This window comes from Hydrogenovibrio crunogenus, from assembly GCF_004786015.1.
Classification (GTDB): domain Bacteria; phylum Pseudomonadota; class Gammaproteobacteria; order Thiomicrospirales; family Thiomicrospiraceae; genus Hydrogenovibrio; species Hydrogenovibrio crunogenus.
The window spans coordinates 544,827-565,643 of the sequence record NZ_CP032096.1 but is presented as its reverse complement, the minus strand read 5'-3'; the positions used below and the strand labels follow the sequence as shown (position 1 = coordinate 565,643).

The 20,817-nt window shown below is 43.0% G+C and carries 20 protein-coding genes; 3 read left to right on the top strand and 17 right to left on the bottom strand.

Going from position 1 to position 20,817, the window contains the following annotated elements; all coding sequences use genetic code 11:
• Positions 1–29 precede the first annotated feature (29 nt).
• From hemN to rlmKL, 3 genes are all read right to left on the bottom strand, one after another.
• Positions 30–1,412, bottom strand: a complete 1,383-nt coding sequence (hemN, locus tag GHNINEIG_RS02620; protein WP_135795207.1) for an oxygen-independent coproporphyrinogen III oxidase — start codon at positions 1,410–1,412, stop codon at positions 30–32.
• A gap of 163 nt (positions 1,413–1,575) precedes the next feature.
• Positions 1,576–2,952, bottom strand: a complete 1,377-nt coding sequence (locus GHNINEIG_RS02615) for a GGDEF domain-containing protein (RefSeq protein ID WP_135795206.1) — start codon at positions 2,950–2,952, stop codon at positions 1,576–1,578.
• A gap of 63 nt (positions 2,953–3,015) precedes the next feature.
• Positions 3,016–5,220, bottom strand: a complete 2,205-nt coding sequence (gene rlmKL, locus GHNINEIG_RS02610; protein ID WP_135795205.1) for a bifunctional 23S rRNA (guanine(2069)-N(7))-methyltransferase RlmK/23S rRNA (guanine(2445)-N(2))-methyltransferase RlmL — start codon at positions 5,218–5,220, stop codon at positions 3,016–3,018.
• A gap of 201 nt (positions 5,221–5,421) precedes the next feature.
• Between rlmKL and GHNINEIG_RS02605 the strand changes: the two genes are divergently transcribed.
• Together GHNINEIG_RS02605 and GHNINEIG_RS11660 are read left to right on the top strand one after the other, a co-directional pair.
• Positions 5,422–6,651: a lytic murein transglycosylase gene (locus tag GHNINEIG_RS02605; protein WP_135795204.1), complete on the top strand. Its 1,230-nt coding sequence runs from the start codon at positions 5,422–5,424 to the stop codon at positions 6,649–6,651.
• Between the two features lie 106 nt (positions 6,652–6,757).
• Positions 6,758–6,931, top strand: a complete 174-nt coding sequence (locus tag GHNINEIG_RS11660) for a hypothetical protein (protein ID WP_189636911.1) — start codon at positions 6,758–6,760, stop codon at positions 6,929–6,931.
• On the opposite strand, the gene GHNINEIG_RS02600 is transcribed toward GHNINEIG_RS11660, so the two are convergent.
• The 14 genes from GHNINEIG_RS02600 to nadD all read right to left on the bottom strand — a co-directional run bounded on the left by GHNINEIG_RS02600 (position 6,916) and on the right by nadD (position 20,148).
• Complete coding sequence (locus GHNINEIG_RS02600) at positions 6,916–7,941, bottom strand: hypothetical protein (RefSeq protein WP_135795203.1); 1,026 nt, start codon at positions 7,939–7,941, stop codon at positions 6,916–6,918. The two genes, GHNINEIG_RS11660 and GHNINEIG_RS02600, sit on opposite strands and share 16 nt — an antisense overlap.
• On the bottom strand, positions 7,938–8,456 hold the full coding sequence (gene lspA, locus GHNINEIG_RS02595) for a signal peptidase II (RefSeq protein ID WP_135795202.1): 519 nt from the start codon (positions 8,454–8,456) through the stop codon (positions 7,938–7,940). Before lspA ends, GHNINEIG_RS02600 begins: the two co-directional genes overlap by 4 nt.
• 38 nt (positions 8,457–8,494) lie before the next feature.
• On the bottom strand, positions 8,495–11,326 hold the full coding sequence (ileS, locus tag GHNINEIG_RS02590; protein WP_135795201.1) for an isoleucine--tRNA ligase: 2,832 nt from the start codon (positions 11,324–11,326) through the stop codon (positions 8,495–8,497).
• Between the two features lie 36 nt (positions 11,327–11,362).
• Positions 11,363–12,328, bottom strand: coding sequence for a bifunctional riboflavin kinase/FAD synthetase (ribF, locus tag GHNINEIG_RS02585; RefSeq protein ID WP_135795200.1), 966 nt, complete (start codon positions 12,326–12,328; stop codon positions 11,363–11,365).
• A 120-nt stretch (positions 12,329–12,448) separates the two neighbouring features.
• Positions 12,449–13,984, bottom strand: coding sequence for a murein biosynthesis integral membrane protein MurJ (gene murJ / locus GHNINEIG_RS02580; RefSeq protein WP_135795199.1), 1,536 nt, complete (start codon positions 13,982–13,984; stop codon positions 12,449–12,451).
• A gap of 157 nt (positions 13,985–14,141) precedes the next feature.
• A complete protein-coding gene (gene rpsT / locus GHNINEIG_RS02575; RefSeq protein WP_011369913.1) occupies positions 14,142–14,405 on the bottom strand; it encodes a 30S ribosomal protein S20 in 264 nt (87 codons plus the stop codon).
• Positions 14,406–14,650: 245 nt separating this feature from the next.
• Positions 14,651–15,046 (bottom strand): hypothetical protein, encoded by a 396-nt coding sequence (locus GHNINEIG_RS02570; protein ID WP_135795198.1) that lies wholly within the window; start codon positions 15,044–15,046, stop codon positions 14,651–14,653.
• A 25-nt stretch (positions 15,047–15,071) separates the two neighbouring features.
• Positions 15,072–16,016 carry a hypothetical protein gene (locus GHNINEIG_RS02565; RefSeq protein WP_135795197.1) on the bottom strand — a complete coding sequence of 315 codons (945 nt, stop codon included), beginning with the start codon at positions 16,014–16,016 and terminating at the stop codon, positions 15,072–15,074.
• Between the two features lie 91 nt (positions 16,017–16,107).
• Complete coding sequence (locus GHNINEIG_RS02560; RefSeq protein ID WP_223260919.1) at positions 16,108–17,052, bottom strand: phospholipase A; 945 nt, start codon at positions 17,050–17,052, stop codon at positions 16,108–16,110.
• Between the two features lie 97 nt (positions 17,053–17,149).
• Entirely contained in the window at positions 17,150–18,091 is a 942-nt protein-coding gene (locus GHNINEIG_RS02555) for a patatin-like phospholipase family protein (protein ID WP_135795195.1), read from the bottom strand.
• 149 nt (positions 18,092–18,240) lie between these two features.
• Entirely contained in the window at positions 18,241–18,492 is a 252-nt protein-coding gene (locus GHNINEIG_RS02550; protein WP_135795194.1) for a GlsB/YeaQ/YmgE family stress response membrane protein, read from the bottom strand.
• 145 nt (positions 18,493–18,637) lie between these two features.
• Positions 18,638–19,108 (bottom strand): 23S rRNA (pseudouridine(1915)-N(3))-methyltransferase RlmH, encoded by a 471-nt coding sequence (gene rlmH / locus GHNINEIG_RS02545; RefSeq protein ID WP_135795193.1) that lies wholly within the window; start codon positions 19,106–19,108, stop codon positions 18,638–18,640.
• Between the two features lie 29 nt (positions 19,109–19,137).
• The gene (gene rsfS / locus GHNINEIG_RS02540) at positions 19,138–19,500 is read right to left on the bottom strand and encodes a ribosome silencing factor (RefSeq protein ID WP_135795192.1); all 363 of its coding nucleotides are present in this window, start codon (positions 19,498–19,500) and stop codon (positions 19,138–19,140) included.
• Between the two features lie 18 nt (positions 19,501–19,518).
• Positions 19,519–20,148, bottom strand: a complete 630-nt coding sequence (nadD, locus tag GHNINEIG_RS02535; RefSeq protein ID WP_135795191.1) for a nicotinate-nucleotide adenylyltransferase — start codon at positions 20,146–20,148, stop codon at positions 19,519–19,521.
• A gap of 39 nt (positions 20,149–20,187) precedes the next feature.
• On the opposite strand from nadD, the gene GHNINEIG_RS02530 reads away from it, so the two are divergent.
• Positions 20,188–20,808 carry a DNA-J related domain-containing protein gene (locus GHNINEIG_RS02530; protein ID WP_135795190.1) on the top strand — a complete coding sequence of 207 codons (621 nt, stop codon included), beginning with the start codon at positions 20,188–20,190 and terminating at the stop codon, positions 20,806–20,808.
• Positions 20,809–20,817 lie beyond the last annotated feature (9 nt).

The window sequence follows — 20,817 nt, the reverse complement described above, 5'->3', positions numbered from 1 at the left end:
GCCTGGTCATTTTTAAGTTTACCATCGGTTTAAATCACTTTTGAAAAACGATTTTGTGTGCCTTGTTTTAAATAAGCATCAAATGCCATACAAATATTTCGAATTAAGAGTCGTCCTGCCGCAGTGACATAGAGATCCGAATCAGACAATTCAACCAAGCCATCTTCAATCATTGGAGCCAATGCGTTCATTTCTTGCTCAAAATATTCTTTAAACACAATACCCCACTGAGCTTCAATACTGTTGAAATTCAGATGAAAATGACTGATTAAACGCGTAATCACATCACGGCGCAGCTCATCATCTTCAGTCAGCTCCACCCCTCTGAAGACAGCAAGGTGCCCGGCATCAATCGCCTGATAATAGTCATTCAGACTTTTATAATTCTGCGCATAGGTATTATTAATCAACGAAATCGAGGTAGCGCCCATGCCAATCAAATCGCATTCTGCATGGGTAGAATACCCCTGAAAGTTACGATAAAGGGTTTCATTTCGTTGAGCAATGGCAAGTTCATCGTCGGGTTTAGCAAAATGATCCATGCCAATATAAACATACCCCGCTTCCAGCAGGCGGTTGGTTGTGGCATGCAAAATGGCCAGTTTCTCATCCGGTGAAGGCATGTCCGCTTCGTTCATTTTTTTCTGTGTTGGAAACATGCTCGGCATATGGGCATAGTTAAAAATCGAAAAACGATCTGGTGCAACTTCCAAAACCTTGTCTAACGTTGCCATAAAGCCCGCTTCGGTTTGATGCGGCAACCCGTAAATCAAATCCACGTTCACCGACATAAACCCGGCTTCACGAGCGCCCTCCAAGACTTCAAACGTTTGCGCTTCCGTTTGAATACGATTCACCGCTTTTTGAACCTTAGGATCAAAATCTTGAACCCCTAAGCTCATACGATTAAACCCAAGCTCTCGCAATAGTTTAACCGACTCTTTATTGGCTTCTCTCGGATCAATTTCAATCGAGTACTCGCCTGAATCATCATCATGTAAATTAAAATGCTGACGGGTAACGGCCATCAATTCTCGCATTTCATCCATGTTGATAAAAGTTGGCGTACCGCCTCCCCAATGCAGCTGGTCTACTTTTCGGTTTGAATCAAATAATTTAGCCTGCATTTCGATCTCTTGATACAAACGCGCTAAATAAGGCGTGGTTTTGCTACGATCGCGTGTCCAGACTTTATTACAGGCGCAGAAAAAGCACACCGTATCGCAGAAAGGAATATGAAAATATAATGAGAGATTTCGATCTGATGCATTGCTGCGTTCTGCAGCTGCTTGATAGTCCGCCACGCCAAACGTTTCATCAAACTGTACTGCTGTTGGATAAGACGTATACCTTGGACCTGATTGGTTATAGCGCTTAATTAGATCTTCATCAAATCGAATAGATTGTTCCATAGAGCATCTCTTTTATCATTTAAATAGGCAGCTATTTCCAGGTTTACGATAATCTGCCTTCATTTTCAAAGCCAAAGAATTCTATCAAAAAAAAAGAGAACCAACGAAAGACCGTCAACAGACTTAATATAAATCAATCTTTCGTGTCTATTAGCAATGCGCTTTATGGTTTTTGGATTGGAATCACGTCATAGACTTGATGGCAAACTTGGTTCCGACCATTTTCTTTCGCCAAATAAAGCTGTTTGTCTGCCAGCTCAAAAACCTCTTCTTCCGACAAGCTTAATCCAGCCCAGTAACTCAGAGCGCCACAACTGACCGTTAAATGCATTTCCTGTTCGGTGCCAGCAAAAAATACTTCCTCTTCTACCGCCTTACGAATTCTTTCAGCCAACATTTCCGAGCCTTCAGAGTCCTTATCTAAGGTAATGATCACAAATTCCTCACCCCCCCAGCGAAACAGCATATCTTCTGTTCGCGCTACGTGATCTAAAATCTCAGCCACTCGTTTTAGAACAGCATCGCCCACCACATGGCCATGTTCGTCATTAACCGCCTTAAAGAAATCAACATCCACAATTACCAAATCCAACCAAAAGTCATGGCGTTTCGCAAAAGCCAGTGCTTTATCAAATTCCAAATCAAATGCTCGACGGTTGGGAAAGCCGGTGAGCGAATCGGCATTAGCTGCTGCCACAAACTCCTGTTCGATCAAGTTCAGCAACACTTCCATCACATCTTCAGAAGCCACTTCCATCTCGAATAACAGTTCAACAATATTTTCAGGCCGGTTATGGTTTGATTCTTCAATTGCCATCGTGCCTAAACGGTGAACTTGTTCATGGGCATTTAAAAACTTACGGCGCTTGGATTTCGGAATCAACTCCAGTCCACCATTGTCCAACCATTTGGCTAAACAACATTTTAGGTGGCTTGTTTCAAACCCATGAATATTTGTTTCATATCCCAACGAAAGTTCAAATGCTGAAATTTTCCAAGTTTGGTGGTCAATATAAGCTTGTAAGACATCTTTTGGTAAATCAAATGCCACCAAGCGATAAGAATTTTTAAGTCGACGAATTTCTTGACTGGATCGAGCTTTCATTCGCTCAATTGATTCTGCCACAGTAAAAATCGTTGCGACAATGGATTGCCCGACATCCAGAACATGACATAAACTGCTGGCCAACGCATCACTTTCCAGGCCTTCGGCATACATGATAAATTGCATTCGCATATGCGCGAACAACAACAAGATTTGATTTTGTGTCAGCCCGCTTTTTAACCAATAAAGCGCTTGATGATACTGAACATTATAAAAACTGTTCTGATACACACCATGAATCAGTTTTTGATAATAATCATTTGCCAGAAGCAATTCTGGCGTTAAGGCATGTAACTGATAAGCCTCAATCCATTGAGCCACACTTTGCTCAAATTGAGGTTCTTGTTCCAGTAAGTAAGAATAATGCTTCTCGACTTCCAGTTTATCGAGAGGGCTGATTCTGACCATTTCTTTTATCGTACTGATATGAATCATACGTCGCCACCTATCTTTTGAGTTCAGAGTCCTTGTGCAACAAAGGACAATTCCTTTTACTGGCTACTGACGAGAAAACAGCCAGGCCTGGTGAATTTTCATATTTCGAGCATAGTCTTTTGGCATGGTTCTTTGAGTGATATTTTCGATTTGATAGTCTGGCTCAAAGATTGCCTTATCTAATTTAAATTTTCTTAAGTTGGTTGAGAAGATAAGTTTGCCATCTTTTGACAACAACTTCAGTGTTTTTTGAATTAAATCAACATGGTCACGTTGAATATCCAAGGTACCTTCCATGCGTTTCGACGTTGAAAACGAAGGCGGATCCAAAAAAATCACATCAAATAAATCTTTCGGGTTTTGAGTCGCTGTCTCCAACCATTCCAGTACATTCTCCTGCTGTAAAACATGCTGTTTTTCGTTAATGTCATTACACATAAAATTGTGTTTTGCCCAATACAAATAGGTTTTTGACATATCCAAACTCAAACTGCTTTTACAGCCGGCTTTCACCGCTTCCGCCGTGGCGGTTGCGGTATAGCAAAACAAATTCAGCAGCCGTTTACCCGCTGCTAATTTGGCCACTTCTTGGCGCACCTGACGATGGTCCAAAAAAATCCCCGTGTCTAAATAGTCAGTAAAATTCACTCGTAAACGCGTTTGGTTTTCGACAATGGTGAAGAACGCTTTTTGCTCGTCCAAACGCTCATATTGATCCTGACCTTTTTGTTGACTACGCACCTTAAAGACGATTCTTTCAGGCGAGACATTAAAGACCGAGGGTAATACCGACATGGCTTCATACAAACGGCGCTTGGCTTTGGTTGGGTTGACAGTTTTCGGCGGCGCATACTCAGCAACTACCACCCAAAGCCCCGATTCCAAAGTGTCGTATAAGTCAATGGCTAAAGCATATTCAGGGATATCCGCATCGTACACGCGGTAGGCTGAAATATCATTTTGCTTCACCCAGGATTTTAAGCCTTTCATATTCTTGCGAATACGGTTCGAGACCATCTTCGCATTGTCGGTGTTAGCCAAATCTGGCTGTAGTTGCAAAACCTGTTCCGCCAAATCTTGTTTGGGCTGTAACGCCGGCTGCCTAAACCATTCTTCTTCAATCTCAAAGCGGAATAAACGACACGCCATTGCGCCGTTAAAAAAGTCATGAGAACGTTTAGCCTTAATGCCTAAAAACATGCCCAGCTCGGTATGACACGTCAATACCGCGGCTTTCCAGTGAACAAATTCCGCCTTCAGATACTCACCAAGCTTTAAATAAACTTGTTTAACGGTCTCTTCTTCTCCAAGACGCTCACCGTAAGGCGGGTTACAAACAATCAAACCGGGTTGCCAATCCCCCCACTTTCGGCCTTGTTCAACTGCCATTTGCTTGATTTCAATCACATCATCATAACCCGCCGCTTGAATACTGTTGCGCGCCACATCCAATGACTTATGAGAAATGTCGGAACCATAAATATTCGGTAAATGCCTTAAACCAGCCTGTTCTCGCTGTTCAGCTTCATCAACCAAGTTTTGCCACAATAATTCATTGTGTCCCAGCCAGTAATTCAATAACATTTCACCGGATTTGGCTAACCCTGGTGCGGTATCGGATGCCATCAAAGCAGCTTCCACTAAAAAGGTTCCCGACCCACACATGGGGTCGTAGAAAGCCCCCCCTTGTCGTGCAATCTCCGGCCAATTGGCGCGCATCAAAATCGCTGCGGCGACATTTTCTTTCAAGGGCGCTTCAACTTGAATCCCCTCACGATATCCACGTTGATGCAAGCTATAACCCGACAAGTCCAGACTTAACGTCAATTGGTTACGATTCAAGTGCCCATGCACTCGAATATCAGGCACTTCGGTGTCAATAGAAGGTCGCACTTGATAATGTTCTCGGTAATAATCGACAATCCCATCTTTGATTTTTAACGCCCCATAATGACTGTGTGTAATCCCCAGTCCCTGCCCAGAAAATGAGACGGCAAAAGTGCCTTCTTTATCTAAATGTTGTGACCAGTCAATAGACTGTACGACCGAACTTAAGGCCTCTTGATTCGGTAATTCCGTTTCCAGTAGCACCAAATATATCCGATTGGCCAAACGAGACCACAAACAACTGCGATAACCAACTTCTAACTCTCCATCAAAAGTAGCCCCGGTCGGCTGGGTTTTGATATTCTCGGCACCGAAAGTGGTCAGCTCCTCTCGAAGCAGTTCATTTAACCCTTTAGGCGCAGTTGCAAAAAAACGACACATTGAAATTACCTATCTTTAAAAACGTTATTTTACTGCATTCCGGCCCAACACTTTAGTAAAATGGCCTACCTAAATCAAACACTTGGACGGTTGATTCATTGACGGCCATGATTTAGTCAATGTTTAGGACTTGCACTTCCAATTAAAACGGTCCAGACTGCATAACAAACACAACAACTATAAGCACATTTGAACATCACTATGACACCAAAATTTTACCGACATTTTTTCATGGTTTGTATGGCCTTTATCCTTTTATCAGGTCCTCAAGCTTATGCCTATACTCCGCCGCCACAGTCAGAGTCTGACTTCCAAACGTGGCTGGTGCAATTTAAAAAGAAAGCACATCAACAAGGCATCTCAAAAGCCACCCTTAGAAAAGCCTTTAAAGATGTTCACCTAAACCAACGTGTGCTTGAACTGGATCGTCGCCAACCTGAATTTACCCGAACGTTTTGGCAATACTTTAATCGAGCAGTGACCGATTGGCGCATTCAAACAGGTCAGGAATTATATGAAAAATACCGTCCGAAACTAAGAGAAGTGACTCGGAAATATGGTATTCCAGGTCGATTCTTAATTGCTTTCTGGGGAATGGAAACCAACTTCGGAGGCTATACCGGCAACACGCCGATTATTGAATCCTTAGCAACCTTATCGTATGACCCGCGCCGTACTGATTTCTTTCAAAAAGAATTGATGGCCGCCTTAAAAATCATTCAACAAGGCAACATCAACCCGGAACAAATGAAAGGCTCTTGGGCAGGAGCAATGGGGCAATGCCAGTTCATGCCAAGTAATTATCTCAAATATGCTGTGGATGCCGATAATTCCGGTAAGAGAGACTTATGGAACAGTTTAGATGATGTGTTTTATTCTATGGGTAACTTCTTAAATACGCTAGGCTGGCAAAAACAAGAAAACTGGGGACGTGAAGTGACTTTACCTAAAGGGTTCGATTTAGCTTTGGCGGATGGTAAGACTGAGCGTTCTCTTCAAGAATGGAAAGACATGGGTCTAACCCTGGCTGATGGTCGTGAACTACCGGTAGAAGACATGCAAGCTAAGTTGCTGTTACCTTATGATTACCGTGGCCCGGTGTTTTTAGTTTTTCATAACTTTGAGGTCATTAAACGTTGGAATCGATCGGATAGCTATGCTTTAGCGGTCGGTCATTTAGCGGATCGAATTGTAGGACGCGCCCCTCTAACCAAAGAAGCGCCTAATGATGATAAATCCTTGACCCGTCAGCAGATGATTGAAATGCAGGAACGTCTCTCCATGGCCGGGATAGACGTTGGAAAAGCAGATGGTATTGCCGGCAATAAAACGCGCACTGCGATTCGCAAGTATCAAACTCAGAAAGGGTTGCCAGCGGATGGGTACCCGTCTTTTAGAATGTTACAAATCCTACGTGAAAACCAAAGCTAATCTTTGAAAAGCGCTTTACAAGCGGGTAGCATCAACGTATTATTTATAAATTAACCCTATAATAATACTAAATTAATATCATTTCACCTCTAAGAGAGGGACGTTCATGATCAAGCTACCAAAAGATGATATTTGTGAATACCCGGCTTATCTGTTTTGGAAAATGCAAAGCCGATTAACCAAACTGGCCAATCATCTAGAAAAAATTCACAAAACCAGCTCTTCTGAACAACTCATCAAACCAGAGTTGTTGGATAAACCTCACTACTGCAAAGAGTAATCTCTCTCGCTTAGCTGTTTGGAAAATTGCATGATTTGGTGAAAAGCTTGCAACATTCCGGCTGCATAATCGGCCGACACAATGGAAACATTTTCAAATGTCGTCGACACTTCAGCAAAATGATCATCCGATAAAAAAACGCTTTCTAGCGGTTCAAACATCCCCATTTCTGGATAGACTTCTTGCAAGGCTTCCCAAAGCTGATTTTCCGCATCTGCCAAATCAACATTCGACTCAAAAGGTTGCTTACTTCTGACAGACAAATGGCCATCTTTCTGTGGCATCAATAAAAGTCCATTCACCTGAACAAGGTGCTTTAAAAACCCAGGGTATACTTTAAAAAAACTCACCAAAGAATTTGCCATTGGGCGAGATAAGACAGCCGGCAACAAGGCCTGAGCTAACGGTGCCGAGGTTAACATGAGTGAGTCAATTGGCCAGTCTTTACCACAGGAAGACTTTAACGAATGAACTCGCTGATTCTCTCCCCTCACTTCAGGGAGCGTCTCCAGCAAAAAAACCTCAACCTCTTGCTGAGACAGTACATCCAGCATAGTCTGTTCGAATGCTTCCTGAGACAACTCGATTGCATCCGGGCGCCAAATAGCCATCTTCGCACCAGACATTAAGCGAGGCTCAAGATTGACCCACACTTTTTCGTCCATCACCTGCAAATCTGACTCCTGTGAGACATCAGACATTACCCATTGTTCGGCCGATTCCAACTCAGCGGCACTGGCAATATCTAGATTCAATAACCCCTTTTTTTCAGAAACAGCGTCTTCTAATTGCGAGAGTAAAAATTCAAATTGTCGAGCCTCTTTTGTATCCGGCACGGATGCCTCCTGCCAAGGAGCCAGCCCGTCCAGCAAAATCGTTTTGACTATTTTTTTAGGGTTCGGAATCCAAAGCAGAGTCACGGGATGCCCAGCTTGCTGTAAACAATAAGCGGTTAAAAGCCCCACCCAATCTTCTGCGACAACAGTTTGTGACGTCAACAGAGAACTCAAACCGATTCCTCAGTCGACTGTGCCTTTTTTTCACGTCGGGGTTTCAACCAAAATTCTGAAATAATGAGTAATACGGCTCCAATGGAGATGCCCATATCCGCTACATTGAACGTGGCATAATGCCAACTGCCAATATAAAAATCGACAAAATCCGTCACTCGTCCGGCCAGGATACGGTCAATCACATTACCGATTGCCCCACTTAATACCAAGTTAATTGCCACCACTTCGAGCGTCCAACGTTTAGGCAGTTTGGCTAACCAAATCACTAACGCAGTACCGACAATAAGCGCCAACACGGTAAAAAACCAACGTTGCCAGCCGCCAACTTCCGACAAGAAACTGAACGCTGCGCCATAGTTATAGACCAACGTCAGATTCAAGTGCGGCAAAATAGCCATCGGTTCACCCAGAGTTAGGGAGGTATTCGCCCAATACTTGGTCAACTGATCAATCACAATAAGGAGGATTGCCAGCCAAGTGGTTGTGACAGCAGAAGAAGAAAGCTTATTCATAATCAAACCCTGTTTAAAAACCACCAGGCCTGGTGGTTTTATGCAAACTGACGCGACTCCCCTTCCCCATAAACGTTATCGATACAACGCTGACATAGCGCGTCATCTTCTGAATGCGATCCAACATCTTCACGGTGGTGCCAACAACGACCACATTTTGGTTGTTCTGCGGCGCCCGCATCAACCCAAAGCTCTTCCATTTCAGATTCAACAGCGGCATCTGACTTTTCAGATAACAACTTCACTTCCGCATAAGAAGTAATCAGCACAAAACGCAACTCATCTTCCAGTAAATGGATTTGTTGGTATAAGTCATCCGCGGCATACAATGAAACTTTAGCTGTCAAAGAGCCTTTTACTACACCGTCGTTACGCAGTTTCTCAAGCTGTTTCGCAACCGCTGAACGAACCTCCATCATACGTGCCCAATAAGCCGAGTTCATCGATGTCGTTTCATCCAACTCTGTCAAACCGTCATACCATTCTTCCGTAAACACCGTTGCAGAATGTTCACCTGGTAGGGCTTTCCATAGCTCTTCCGCGGTAAAACTTAAAATCGGCGCAATCCAACGCGTCAATGCTTCAGCAATATGATACAAAGCGGTTTGCGCGGAACGACGTGGTAATCCATCCGCTTTAGCCGTATATTGACGATCTTTGATCACATCCAGATAGAAAGCGCCTAACTCAACCGAACAAAAGTGGGTGACTGCTTGATAAATGGCATGGAAGTTATAACTTTCATACGCCGCGATAATGTCTTTTTGAATGGTTGCCGCCTGTCCGACCACCCATTGATCCAGAGGCAACATCTTGTCATAAGGCACTTGATCTTTCACTGGATCAAACCCATTCATATTCGCCAATAAGAAACGCGAGGTGTTTCGAATACGGCGATAAGCATCGGCTGTGCGGCTGATAATCTCATCCGACACCGTCATTTCATAACGATAGTCGGCCGCAGCAATCCACAGACGCAAGATATCGGCACCGTACTTATTGGCAATGTCTTGCGGTGCAACCACATTCCCTTTTGACTTAGACATTTTCTTACCGTCTTTATCGACTGTAAAGCCATGTGTCAGCACCTGCTTATACGGTGCTTCCCCGTTGGTAGCCAAAGCCGTTAATAGAGACGATTGGAACCAACCACGATGCTGATCCGACCCTTCCAAATACAAATCAGCTGGCGTGGATAATTCTTCACGCTGATTCAACACGGTGAAGTGAGAAATCCCGGAATCAAACCAGACATCCAAAATATCCGTGACTTGTTCATAATCTTCTGCGTCCTCTCCTAACAAGGTCGCCGGATCCAGATCATACCAAGCGTCAATAGAATTTTTTTCAACCAATTGAGCGACTTTTTCCATTAACTCAATGGTATTCGGATGCATCGTTCCGGACGCTTTGTGTACAAAAATCGGAATCGGCACACCCCAGAAGCGCTGACGAGAAATACACCAATCCGGACGACCATCAATCATGCCTTCGATTCGTGCCTGCCCCCATTCTGGAACCCAGTCGACTTTCTTAATCGCTTTCAAAGCATCGTCACGCAAATGCCCTTCGGTCATGCTGATAAACCATTGTGGCGTGGCACGGAAAATCAACGGCGTTTTGGTTCGCCAACAATGCGGATAACTATGCACAATGGCTTCGTGGTGCACCAGAGCATTGTGCTCTTGTAGCACTTCAATCACATGGTCATCCGCTTTCAGGACGTTTTCACCTTCAAATAATGGGGTTCCGGCCACATAATTCCCTCGACCATCGACAGGACAATCCACTTCCAAATCATATTTTAAGCCAACCGCATAGTCTTCTTGACCATGACCTGGAGCAGTATGAACACACCCTGTTCCCGCATCTGTCGTGACATGATCACCTAAAATCAATGGCACAATGCGGTCATAAAATGGATGTTGTAAACGGATCAAATCGAACTGGTCCCCACGACCATAAGCAATCACACGGTACTGTTCAAAGCCCCATTTATCCATGGCATCTTTGATTAACGCTTCGGCTAAAAACAAGCGCTCCGGACCCTTTTCACCGGTGACCTGCACCACGGCATATTCCAGCTCAGGGTTAATGGAGACCGCTTGGTTGGCTGGCAATGTCCATGGCGTTGTGGTCCAGATGACAACCGACAGAGGCCCTTCTCCCGTGTGATCCTCTACATGGTGACACCGTTTGAAAAACGCCTCTTCATCCAGCACTTTAAAACGTACATCAATGGCATGAGAACGTTTGTCTTCATATTCCACTTCGGCCTCCGCCAATGCCGAATGACCACCCACACTCCAATAAACCGGCTTGGTACCTTTCACTAAATGACCATTTTCAACAATTTTTGCCAAAGCACGAATCTCATTCGCTTCAAAGCTAAAGTCTTTGGTCAAATACGGGTTTTTCCAATCCGCCATCACCCCTAAGCGTTGAAAGTCCGCCATCTGCCCATCGACTTGCTTTTGTGCATAATCTCGACACGCTTGACGAAATTCAGTCGCACCAATTTTTTGCCCGACCTTCCCTTTTTTCTTTTCAACGTTCAGTTCAATCGGCAACCCATGACAATCCCAGCCAGGAACAAAAGGGGCATCAAACCCACTTAACCCTTTTGACTTGACGATCATATCTTTCAACACTTTATTCACCGCGTGGCCGATATGAATATTACCGTTCGCGTATGGCGGTCCATCATGCAAAATAAATTTCGGCCGTCCAGCCATCGCGCTTCTGACGGATTCGTATAAAGACGCGTCCGCCCATGCTTGAACTTGCTTAGGTTCACGATTCGGCAAATTCCCACGCATTGGAAAATCTGTTTCGGGTAGGTTTAATGTCGGCTTATAATCTTTTGTCATGTCTATAACTTTTCGTTTAAAAGGTTAAGTAGGGGGTTAGTTTTTGTGAACGGACCCAGTTTGAGTCAGTCCATGAAATTGTTTTGCTTCTTGAGCATCGCATTCAATTTGCTCTGTTAGTTGCGTTAAATTTTCAAATTTCATTTCTGCGCGAATGTAATGCTCTATTCTAACGCTAATATGAGCGCCGTAAACATCTTTATCCCAATTGAACAAATGCACTTCGATAGAGGGTCGAGACCCATCGACCGTAGGGCGGATACCAATATTGGCAACGCCAGGCCAATCTTGTTCGGCCAAACCGGAAACCTTAACCGCATAAACCCCTTCCAAGGGCATCTGAATGCGTTTGGGGTTTAAGTTTAAAGTTCGAAAACCAATCTTGCGTCCTAATTTCTGGCCATGAATCACTCGTCCGTGAAAATGAAAGGGTTCGCCCAGCAGACGCTCTGCCATCGCTAAGTCATGCTTTAACAATGCCTGACGCACACGTGTACTGCTCACTCGAGCGCAATCTACTTCAAAGGTCGCCACATCGGTGACTTCAAACCCTAAACAACGGCCTTGTTCAGCTAAAAACTCAAAGTTCCCTTGACGTTGTTTGCCAAAGCAAAAGTCATCTCCGACCACCAAGTGCCGAACATTCAATCCCTCTTTTAAGACCGATTCAACGAACTGCATTGGGGTAAGATTGGCAAAGGCTTCATTAAATCGGCAAACCAACACATAATCAATGTCGGTCGCTTTAAAAGCACTGAGTTTTTCCCTTAAATTCATTAATCGCACAGGCGCTGTCTGAGGAGCAAAATATTCAATCGGCAACGGTTCAAAAATCATCACCACAGAAGGCAATCTTTGTGACTTAGCCAGATTGATAACTTGATCTAAAATGGCGCGATGCCCTAGATGAATGCCATCGAAATTACCGATGGTCAACACACACCCTGCCCGCAGTTCTGTTCTGACAGTGTCCAGATTTTGTAAGCCACGAATTAAGTGCATCAGTTCATAATTATTTTTTTAGTAAGCGATAAATTATAGCTTATTAGGACAAATAAGACTTTGTTAATCTTTAAAAAATCACTTAATACCCAATAAAAAAACCACCAGGCCTGGCCAGTTTTAACGCTCTTTTTTCAACAAGCGCTTCGGTTTGATTCCTGTTGCGACCAACACGACACCATAAGCGGCCATTGTACCGAACACAATCGCTAACAACCAACCCAAGCGATGCCAAGCATCAAAGGACAGCCAATCCGAAATATCTGGGGTAATTGCTAAAATCAAAATCACCAATACACTATTTGCAAACAAGACTTGCCCCCAGAGCTTTCCCCAACCTGGTAATGGCGAAAAAGCCTGCTGCTTTCTTAAAAACCAGTAAAGCAATCCCGCATTAACGAACGCTGAAATACTGGTGGCGGCAGCCAACCCCACATGTGCAAAAGGGCCAATCAACGCTAAATTCATGACTGTATTGGTCACCAAGGCGACCACCGCAATTTTAACCGGTGTTTTCATATCCTTACGCGCATAAAAAGCCGGCGCCAGAATTTTAACCAAAATAAAGCCCAGCAAACCAAAAGAATATGCCATCAAACTCATGCCTGACATCGTCACATCATTTTCCGTAAAGGCGCCATAGTAAAATAAAGTAATCATTAGGGGTTGGGCCAGCAATAGTAGGCCAAGCGTGGCGGGAACACCAATAATCAGCACCAAACGTAGCGCGGTATCGATATCTTGCCGGAAACCATCCCAATTTTCCGTAGCGGCTTTTTTCGACAGGCCGGGTAAAACCACGGTCGCTAAAGCCACACCAAACACCCCTAGTGGAAATTCCATCAAACGATCCGAATAATACAACCAAGAGACCGACCCCGTAATCAAAAAAGAAGCCAAAACAGTATCAATCAATAAATTGATCTGTGCCACCGACACTCCAAATAGCGCCGGTAACATTAAGCGCTTCACTTCGGAAACCCCTTCATCCGTTTTAGGAGAAGGGACTGGCAGCAGTCCAAGGCGCTTTAAAAAAGGGAGGTGAAAGAGCAGTTGCACCACCCCAGCCGCCAAAACCCCCCAAGCCAACGCCATGACGGGCACATCCAACAAAGGAGACACCCAAATAGCGAACGTGATTAATACCAGATTCAAGAAGACAGGTGTAAACGCGGGAACAGCAAACTGATCATAAGTGTTCATAATCGCTGAAGAAAAAGCGACTAGAGAAATGAGCAGCAAATACGGAAAGGTAATGGATAGCATATCAGACGCTAACTGAAATTTTTCCGGATCATCCGCAAAACCGGGTGCAAACACGAGCATCCAAAGACCTGATCCAAAAACGCCGAAGGCTGTTAGCAGCAATAGAATACCGCCTAATCGAAAAGAAATGGCATTGATTAAATGCTTGACGGCATCCTTCCCGCGCTTCTCCTTAACCTCAGATAAAACCGGAACAAACGCTTGTGAGAATGCACCTTCAGCAAACAGTCGGCGAAAGAAATTAGGGATTTTAAATGCGACAAAAAAAGCATCGGCTCCAGCAGTGGCACCAAAATAGCGTGCTATCACCATATCTCGAACAAAACCGAGCAGCCGGGAGATCATAGTCATACCGCCAACGGTAGCAGTGGCTTTAATAATACGTTTCAACGTTAGAGTCTTTAATGTTATGAGATATCACTATTGTAACGACGAACCGGAAGCAACTCGAATTTTTTTAATGTTCGGCTTTCTAAAAAGCACTTCCCTGGTTTTTAGACACAAAAAAACCGGGATAAACCCGGCTTTTTTAAGTAAACGCTGGTAATTAAGCCATTGCTTTAATACGCGCGTTAATACGACTTTTATTACGAGCCGCTTTGTTTTTAGCAATAAGACCTTTACGAGCCATATTGTCTAAGCTTGATTGCGCAACACGAAATGCAGCTGTTGCCGCTTCTTTATCGCCCGCTTCAACAGCAGAAAGAACTTTCTTGACTGTTGTACGCATTGCAGCGCGCATACCTGCATTATGTTGACGATGCTTCTCGGCTTGACGAGCTCTTTTCGTTGCTTGTACTGAATTTGCCATTCTTTATAACTCCAAAAATTTATTTTTTTCAATCGTTTACATCGATACGCATCGACAATCGACACTCATTAAGAAAGGGCTAAATCTTTCTAAAGTATCTAAATGTTTGAAAGGATTGCGGAATTATCTACAAAATCACTTCCCTTGTCAAACATTTATCATGCTTTCTTCATAAGAGAAAAATAAATTATTTTTTATTTTGGCAACTCAGGCTTAAAAGAGATATTTTTATCAACATCCCTCATCTAACGGAGTTGATAAGTGTGGTGTTTTTGTAATCTTCTATACCAATCAGCTAAGACATTGGCTTGGTAATATTGAATTGCCTGATGGACTTCTTCGAATGTTGCCCCTTCCATATCCAATACCGCACGCAAAACATCCTGCAGATGCTCGACATAATCCAATTTCAATTCTTTTGATATCGTGAATTGAGACAACTTGGTTAAAATCACCACATTGCTGACCTCGACCCATTGTTCTTGTGACATCGTATATTTTTGAACTAAAGAGGAAGGAACTTTTCCTTGTCTAATCTCTAACAACTCTTTTAGCAAATGCATATTGAAAAGTTCAGTTGCCACCGGCCTTAAAGTAAAAGACAACCCATTCATAAATGTCGGTTCTACACTATTTGCCACTTGTCCCTCCCTCCTTGCCACAAAATCATGACAACTGCACACTCATACTATTTCGAATTTCAAATTGTTCAATTTCCATTTGAATCAAATGCTGATCCTGACTGTTTGGAAAATCAAAATTAAAGGCATTACATTCTGCTTCAAACTCCGGAACAGAAAACGCTCGGATAAGCGTTGACTGAAATTTGAACAGTCGCTTACTCCCGGTAAAATAAAGGGTTATCTTACATCGCATATTCGGTTTATAGCGCTTATCCAGTTTGATGGACACACCTCCGGCACTCAAATTCACTTCCGCCTCAGGCCAAGAAGAAGGCGATTGGTCAGAACAAATATCTTGCAACAGCTCTCCATACGCATCAAAGGTATACGACATATATAAATACAAATGATACAAAGACTGAATTAAAGGAACTTTTTGAGCCGATGGTGATTCAAAACGTTTTTTCATGTCATCAATGGCAAAATGCTCAGGCAGCATTTTAGGCAAGACGAAGTGGGAAGACGTCGATTGTTCCGCACACTTTGCCATATGCTCGAAATGAGTTATCAGTTTCTGATTGAGACGCTCAAAGTATTGAAAGGTTTTAGGGGCAGAGGTTGCCAAGGATTGAATCTTCTGAACGCCTTTTGCATAGGCATGAAACGTCAACCAATCTTTTTTACTGGCTCTCGGGGACTGTCCTTCAGACAATGCTTGAACCCACTCCTTAAAAAATTCAATATAGGTTTCAAAGTCATCAAAAAAAGGGGCTAAAATATCTTTCTGCTCCTGAATCAGACCGACCCAATGATGCATTTCTCTTTTTGCTTTTTTAATCTTTTTTATTTTAGTCGGTGGGAAATAATCAATACCATACGCAAAGATCTGCTGATCCTTAATCGCTTCATTTGGTGTGATATAAATTTTTACAGGGATGTCAACGCGCCGGAAGCGTCGCATTTCATGTTTTTCAAACCAAAAAGGCACACAAATTCCTTTTTCATAAATGGTTAGAGAGTGCAACTTTGATCAAGACTGCTATAGCCCGACAAGTTATATTGTTATTTTTTGTTTTATTCTACAACCAATTTCCCAGTTTTACACCTATACTCACAGTATTATTTTTATAATCATAATCAATCAAACTTTCACCATAACCATAAAACCATTGAACATACGCATTCAAGTTCCGATGAATAGGAAAGCTGTACCCTAATTCCAGCGCGCCTTTATTATCTTGTTCATCAAAATTATTCCGCACCAATACACTGAACTGGTGCCGATTCTGCTTGGTTACAAAACGAAACTCTGCATTTCCCATATAATGCAAAATATCAGGGTTATCATCTTGACCGGCTGGTTCTGGAAATCGTAACCAAGGCTTAATCGCAAACGCTGAATTACCCTTTTCAAAGATCATTCGAATATAAGCTCGATCCCAGGAGCGTGATAAAGTCCCGGAACGACCATTGGACTGATGGACGAGACCTAGATCAACCAGTCGATTACGCCATCCATTAATCGTCCACTTATTATCAAAGCTCATCCAAACTTCGGGTTCATGATTGGTTTCCCGGAAGGGTTTTGAAATTTTGGAGTTGTAAGCTTGCCAAAATGAACGGTTGGTATAACCGACAAACAAATGGTCTCCCCAGCCCAATAATTGATCTGCAACAGGCACTTTCAAACTAATTTGAAATTTGACTTCATAAGGTTCAAAAGATTCGTCTCCTGTTAAAGCAACTTCTCTAAAAGGCTTCTCATTGGTCTCGGAAAAATTATAGGATCCGAACAAAACATAGTTCGTCCGGTATGGCTGAATGGAAAACGGGTTATATTTAGAGCGTTTTTCAGCTTCAAGTCGTGACGTGAGCGCCGATTTGTCCTCAAGATCAACAGATGAAGACAGGCACTGTTCTCTAATTTGCTCCAGCGTGGTATCTGGCGCTTGTTCTTGAAGCGCTTTTTGAACACACCCTGAATCGTAATTGGGTCCGGAAACAGCTGGTTGCGAAAATACCATTCCGCTCAAAAAAATAAGAAAAAATCCTACGAAAGGCCGACCCAACTTTTCATCATTATCCACAGCTTTTCTATTCCCTTTTCCTTGTTAATTGCTTTTATATAACCAAAGGTGATTCTTGCTTTTTCATTGACTTTTCAGCGATTTGATAACCGAGTTCAATCATTTCTGAGGCCCGATCAAACTCAAGCGACCCACAGACATCATTTGCTATTTCAATAATTTTATCTGGCGGATAGGCTGCCAGTTTTTGCCGCGCAATCGTGCTTTGCATCGAGTCAAACGCCAGGTCTGCAATTTCATAAACACTCCAGTTCCGAGTCGATGCGGCTTCATCAGGTTCTCGAAACTTACTGATAAACCGACTGATTTTTTCATAAAAATTATTTTCATCCTGAGACTGTTTGGATGACTCTTCTGATTCAGCTTCTAACTTTTCATCATCTGAACGAGATTCTATTTTTTCTATCTTATCAGTATTTTCGGGTTCACCACTTAAACTCACTGCAAGAATCATATCCGTTTTATCACTAAACGCAGGCGCAATTGGGACAGGATTTAAAACCCCCCCATCAATCAGATCAACACCATGATAATGAAACGGCGTAAAAAATAATGGCAAAGAAATCGAGGCTCGAATCGCATCAAATAAACGACCTGATTGCAGCCAGATTTCTCGCTGGCGCACAATATCTGAAGCCACGGCGGTATAAGTCATAGGTAAGTCTTCAATCATTTGATCACCGACCAAGTCGACCAAAGATTTAATGATCTTATCCCCTTTTACCAAACCACTGCGTTGCCAGGACAAATCCAATAATGTGACAATATCCACCTTACGAATAGAACAAACCCATTCTTCAAACTCATCCAACTTGCCAGCGGCATAAACACCCCCAACCAGAGCACCAATGGAACATCCGGTGACGGAACGAATCTCATACCCATTTTCTTCTAGCCAGCGAATCACACCAATATGTGCCCAACCTCTTGCTCCGCCACTGCCCAACACTAAAGAGATTGTTTTTTTATTTTCCATCCATGTCACCTTTTAGCCAATCTGTCAATGAAGGGAATCTTCAAGACCATCCTACCGCATGCAACTTACTCTGTATTCAACATAAAAAAACCACCAGGCCTGGTGGTTCTTTATTAAAGCACCTTAAAATATCCAGCGTCAAAGTCTTATTAAGCTTTTTTAAGCACTCCGACCACAAATAATAAAATCGCAGCGCCGACGGTCGCACTCACGATGGTGCCTAAAATACTTGTTGTGACGATGCCCAATAAGCCGAACACAAAGCCACCAACAAATGCCCCAATGACACCAATAACAATATTACCCAGCAGACCGAACCCTTGCCCTTTCATTAGTAAACCTGCAAGCCAACCAGCTATCGCTCCGACCGCTAAAAATGTGATCAAACCTGCTAAATCCATAAGTCACCTCTTTTATGATTTAAATGCACGTCAGTCAAAAAGCATCTTTGATAACACTTTGACTTTAAACACAAATTCATTGTACTTTCGAATACGTAAAAAAACTAGTTTAAAAGCAATCTATTAGATAAAAGACAACATCGAGTTAATCTCGATGATAAGGATGGTTTTGCAATACAGACCAAGCGCGATAAATTTGTTCAGCTACCATTACTCTCACCAAAGGATGTGGCAAGGTGAGCTTAGAAAGTCCCCATTTCCATTCGGCTTGTTGAATCAAACTGGCATCAAGCCCGTCTGGACCGCCAACGATTAACGCGACATCTTGCCCGGAACCTAACCAATCATCCAGTTTCTGAGAAAATTGAACCGTAGTCAATTCCTGGCCTTTTTCATCTAGCACAACCAGCTTAGCCCCTTTCGGCACCGCGGCCAAAATTCGCTTGGCTTCTTCAGATTTATATTGTGCAACGGATCCTGATTTCCCACGCGTTGCCATCGGGAGTTCTACAAGCTTTAACGTGCAGGCTTTTGGCAATCGTTTAGCATATTCGGCATACCCTGTTTGCACCCAGCCTGGCATCTTTTGTCCGACGACAATAAAATGAATATTCACAAACGTTTCAGCCTAATAAACTTTTAATATCAGCCGTTTGCTGAATCAAGACTCGCACCGTCACCCGGCTTGATATTCCATAATTTTTCAAGCTGGTAATGTGCTCGTGCAGACTCTGTCATCACATGAACAATGGCGTTACCAAGGTCCACCAAAACCCAATCAGGCTCTGGACCGGCTTCCACACCCATTGGTGGTTCACCTGCTTCTTTAAAGGCTTGTGCCACCGCATTCCCCGTAGAGCGGACATGCGTGGTTGATGTCCCTGTTGCAATGACCATTTTATCGGTAAAGGAAGAAAGCTTTGAAACATCCAAAACTTGAATATCTCGCGCTTTACTATCTTCCAAAGTACTAACAATTAACGCTTCAACTTGCTGGCTATCCATCATGTATTCAATCACTCTCTTCTATTGGTAAAGCTGATGTTCATATATATAACGGGCGACATTTTCCGGCATCAAATAATCAACCGGGTCTCCGTTTTTTAAATAAGATCGTAGCGCCGTGGCACTTAAATCCAATTGTGTGACAGGCAAATCGACAATCTGGCCACTTGCTTCCGTTAACTTGGGTACCCAGTGATTCATAAATATCTGCCCGACTTCCCCATCTCTTGGAACCGGTTCACCTGGTCGATGGGTTACCACAATATTGGCTAGATTTAAAATCCCTTGCCAATCGTGCCATTGATTAAATTTAGCAAACGCGTCAGTTCCCATCATTAAAACCAAAGAAGCATTCGGTTCAGATTTTTTAATGGCTTCCAAAGTAGTCGCGGTATAAGAAGGTCCACCCAGGTCCAACTCAATGGTATCCAACTTAAAACTCGGTTGGTTTTGAATGGCAAGTCGAACCATTTCGCACCGCTGTTGTGCTGATACAGATGGAGACGCTCTATGAACAGGCTGATAGGCAGGAATAAATCGCATCTCATCCAAATGAAGCGCATGAAGCACTTCCAAGGCCGGACGTAAATGCCCAAAATGAATCGGGTCGAAAGTACCGCCGTTAATGCCGATTAAACGATTAGTTTGCAAAAATAATTCTCTTTAGGTTTTTTTGGTATTATAGCAACTATGTCAAATATTCATATGACAATTCCCGAAATCCCTTCGTTATTTGAAGAAGCGATTTACCAACTGCTGTTGAATGGCAAGCCGATTAAAGAATACGACCTGATGAAACAATTGGTCGCTTTAGGGTTTGATCAGTTCACCCCTTCTCTAGAACCTTTAGAACTTTTCAGAGCGCATTTTTTATTGTTTCATTTATTGTATCGACTTCAAGACAAGTGGCATACAGAAAAAAAAGGCAATCTAAACATCCATACTTTGGATATTTATTTAGATACAACGCCTAAAGAAAATACAGCACAAAAGGTATCGGCAATTGATGAAGTCAAAACATACTATTTGGATTATGAAACCTTTATTCATACTCAAGAACAAGATGTCATTGATTTGATTGATGGCTTTTGGAAAAGTTTTGGAAAACCAGGGAGCCTCTCTTACAGTCAAAAAGAGATTCAAGAAGCCAAAAAGACATTGGAAATTGAAACCGATATCACACCCAAAAAAGTGCATCTGCAATATCGCAAGCTATCCCAAATCCATCATCCGGACAAAGGGGGAAAGGCTGAAGCGTTCCACGCCATCTGCCACGCAAAAGACGTATTATTGACGGCTGTTCGGAAGTAACATCACAGC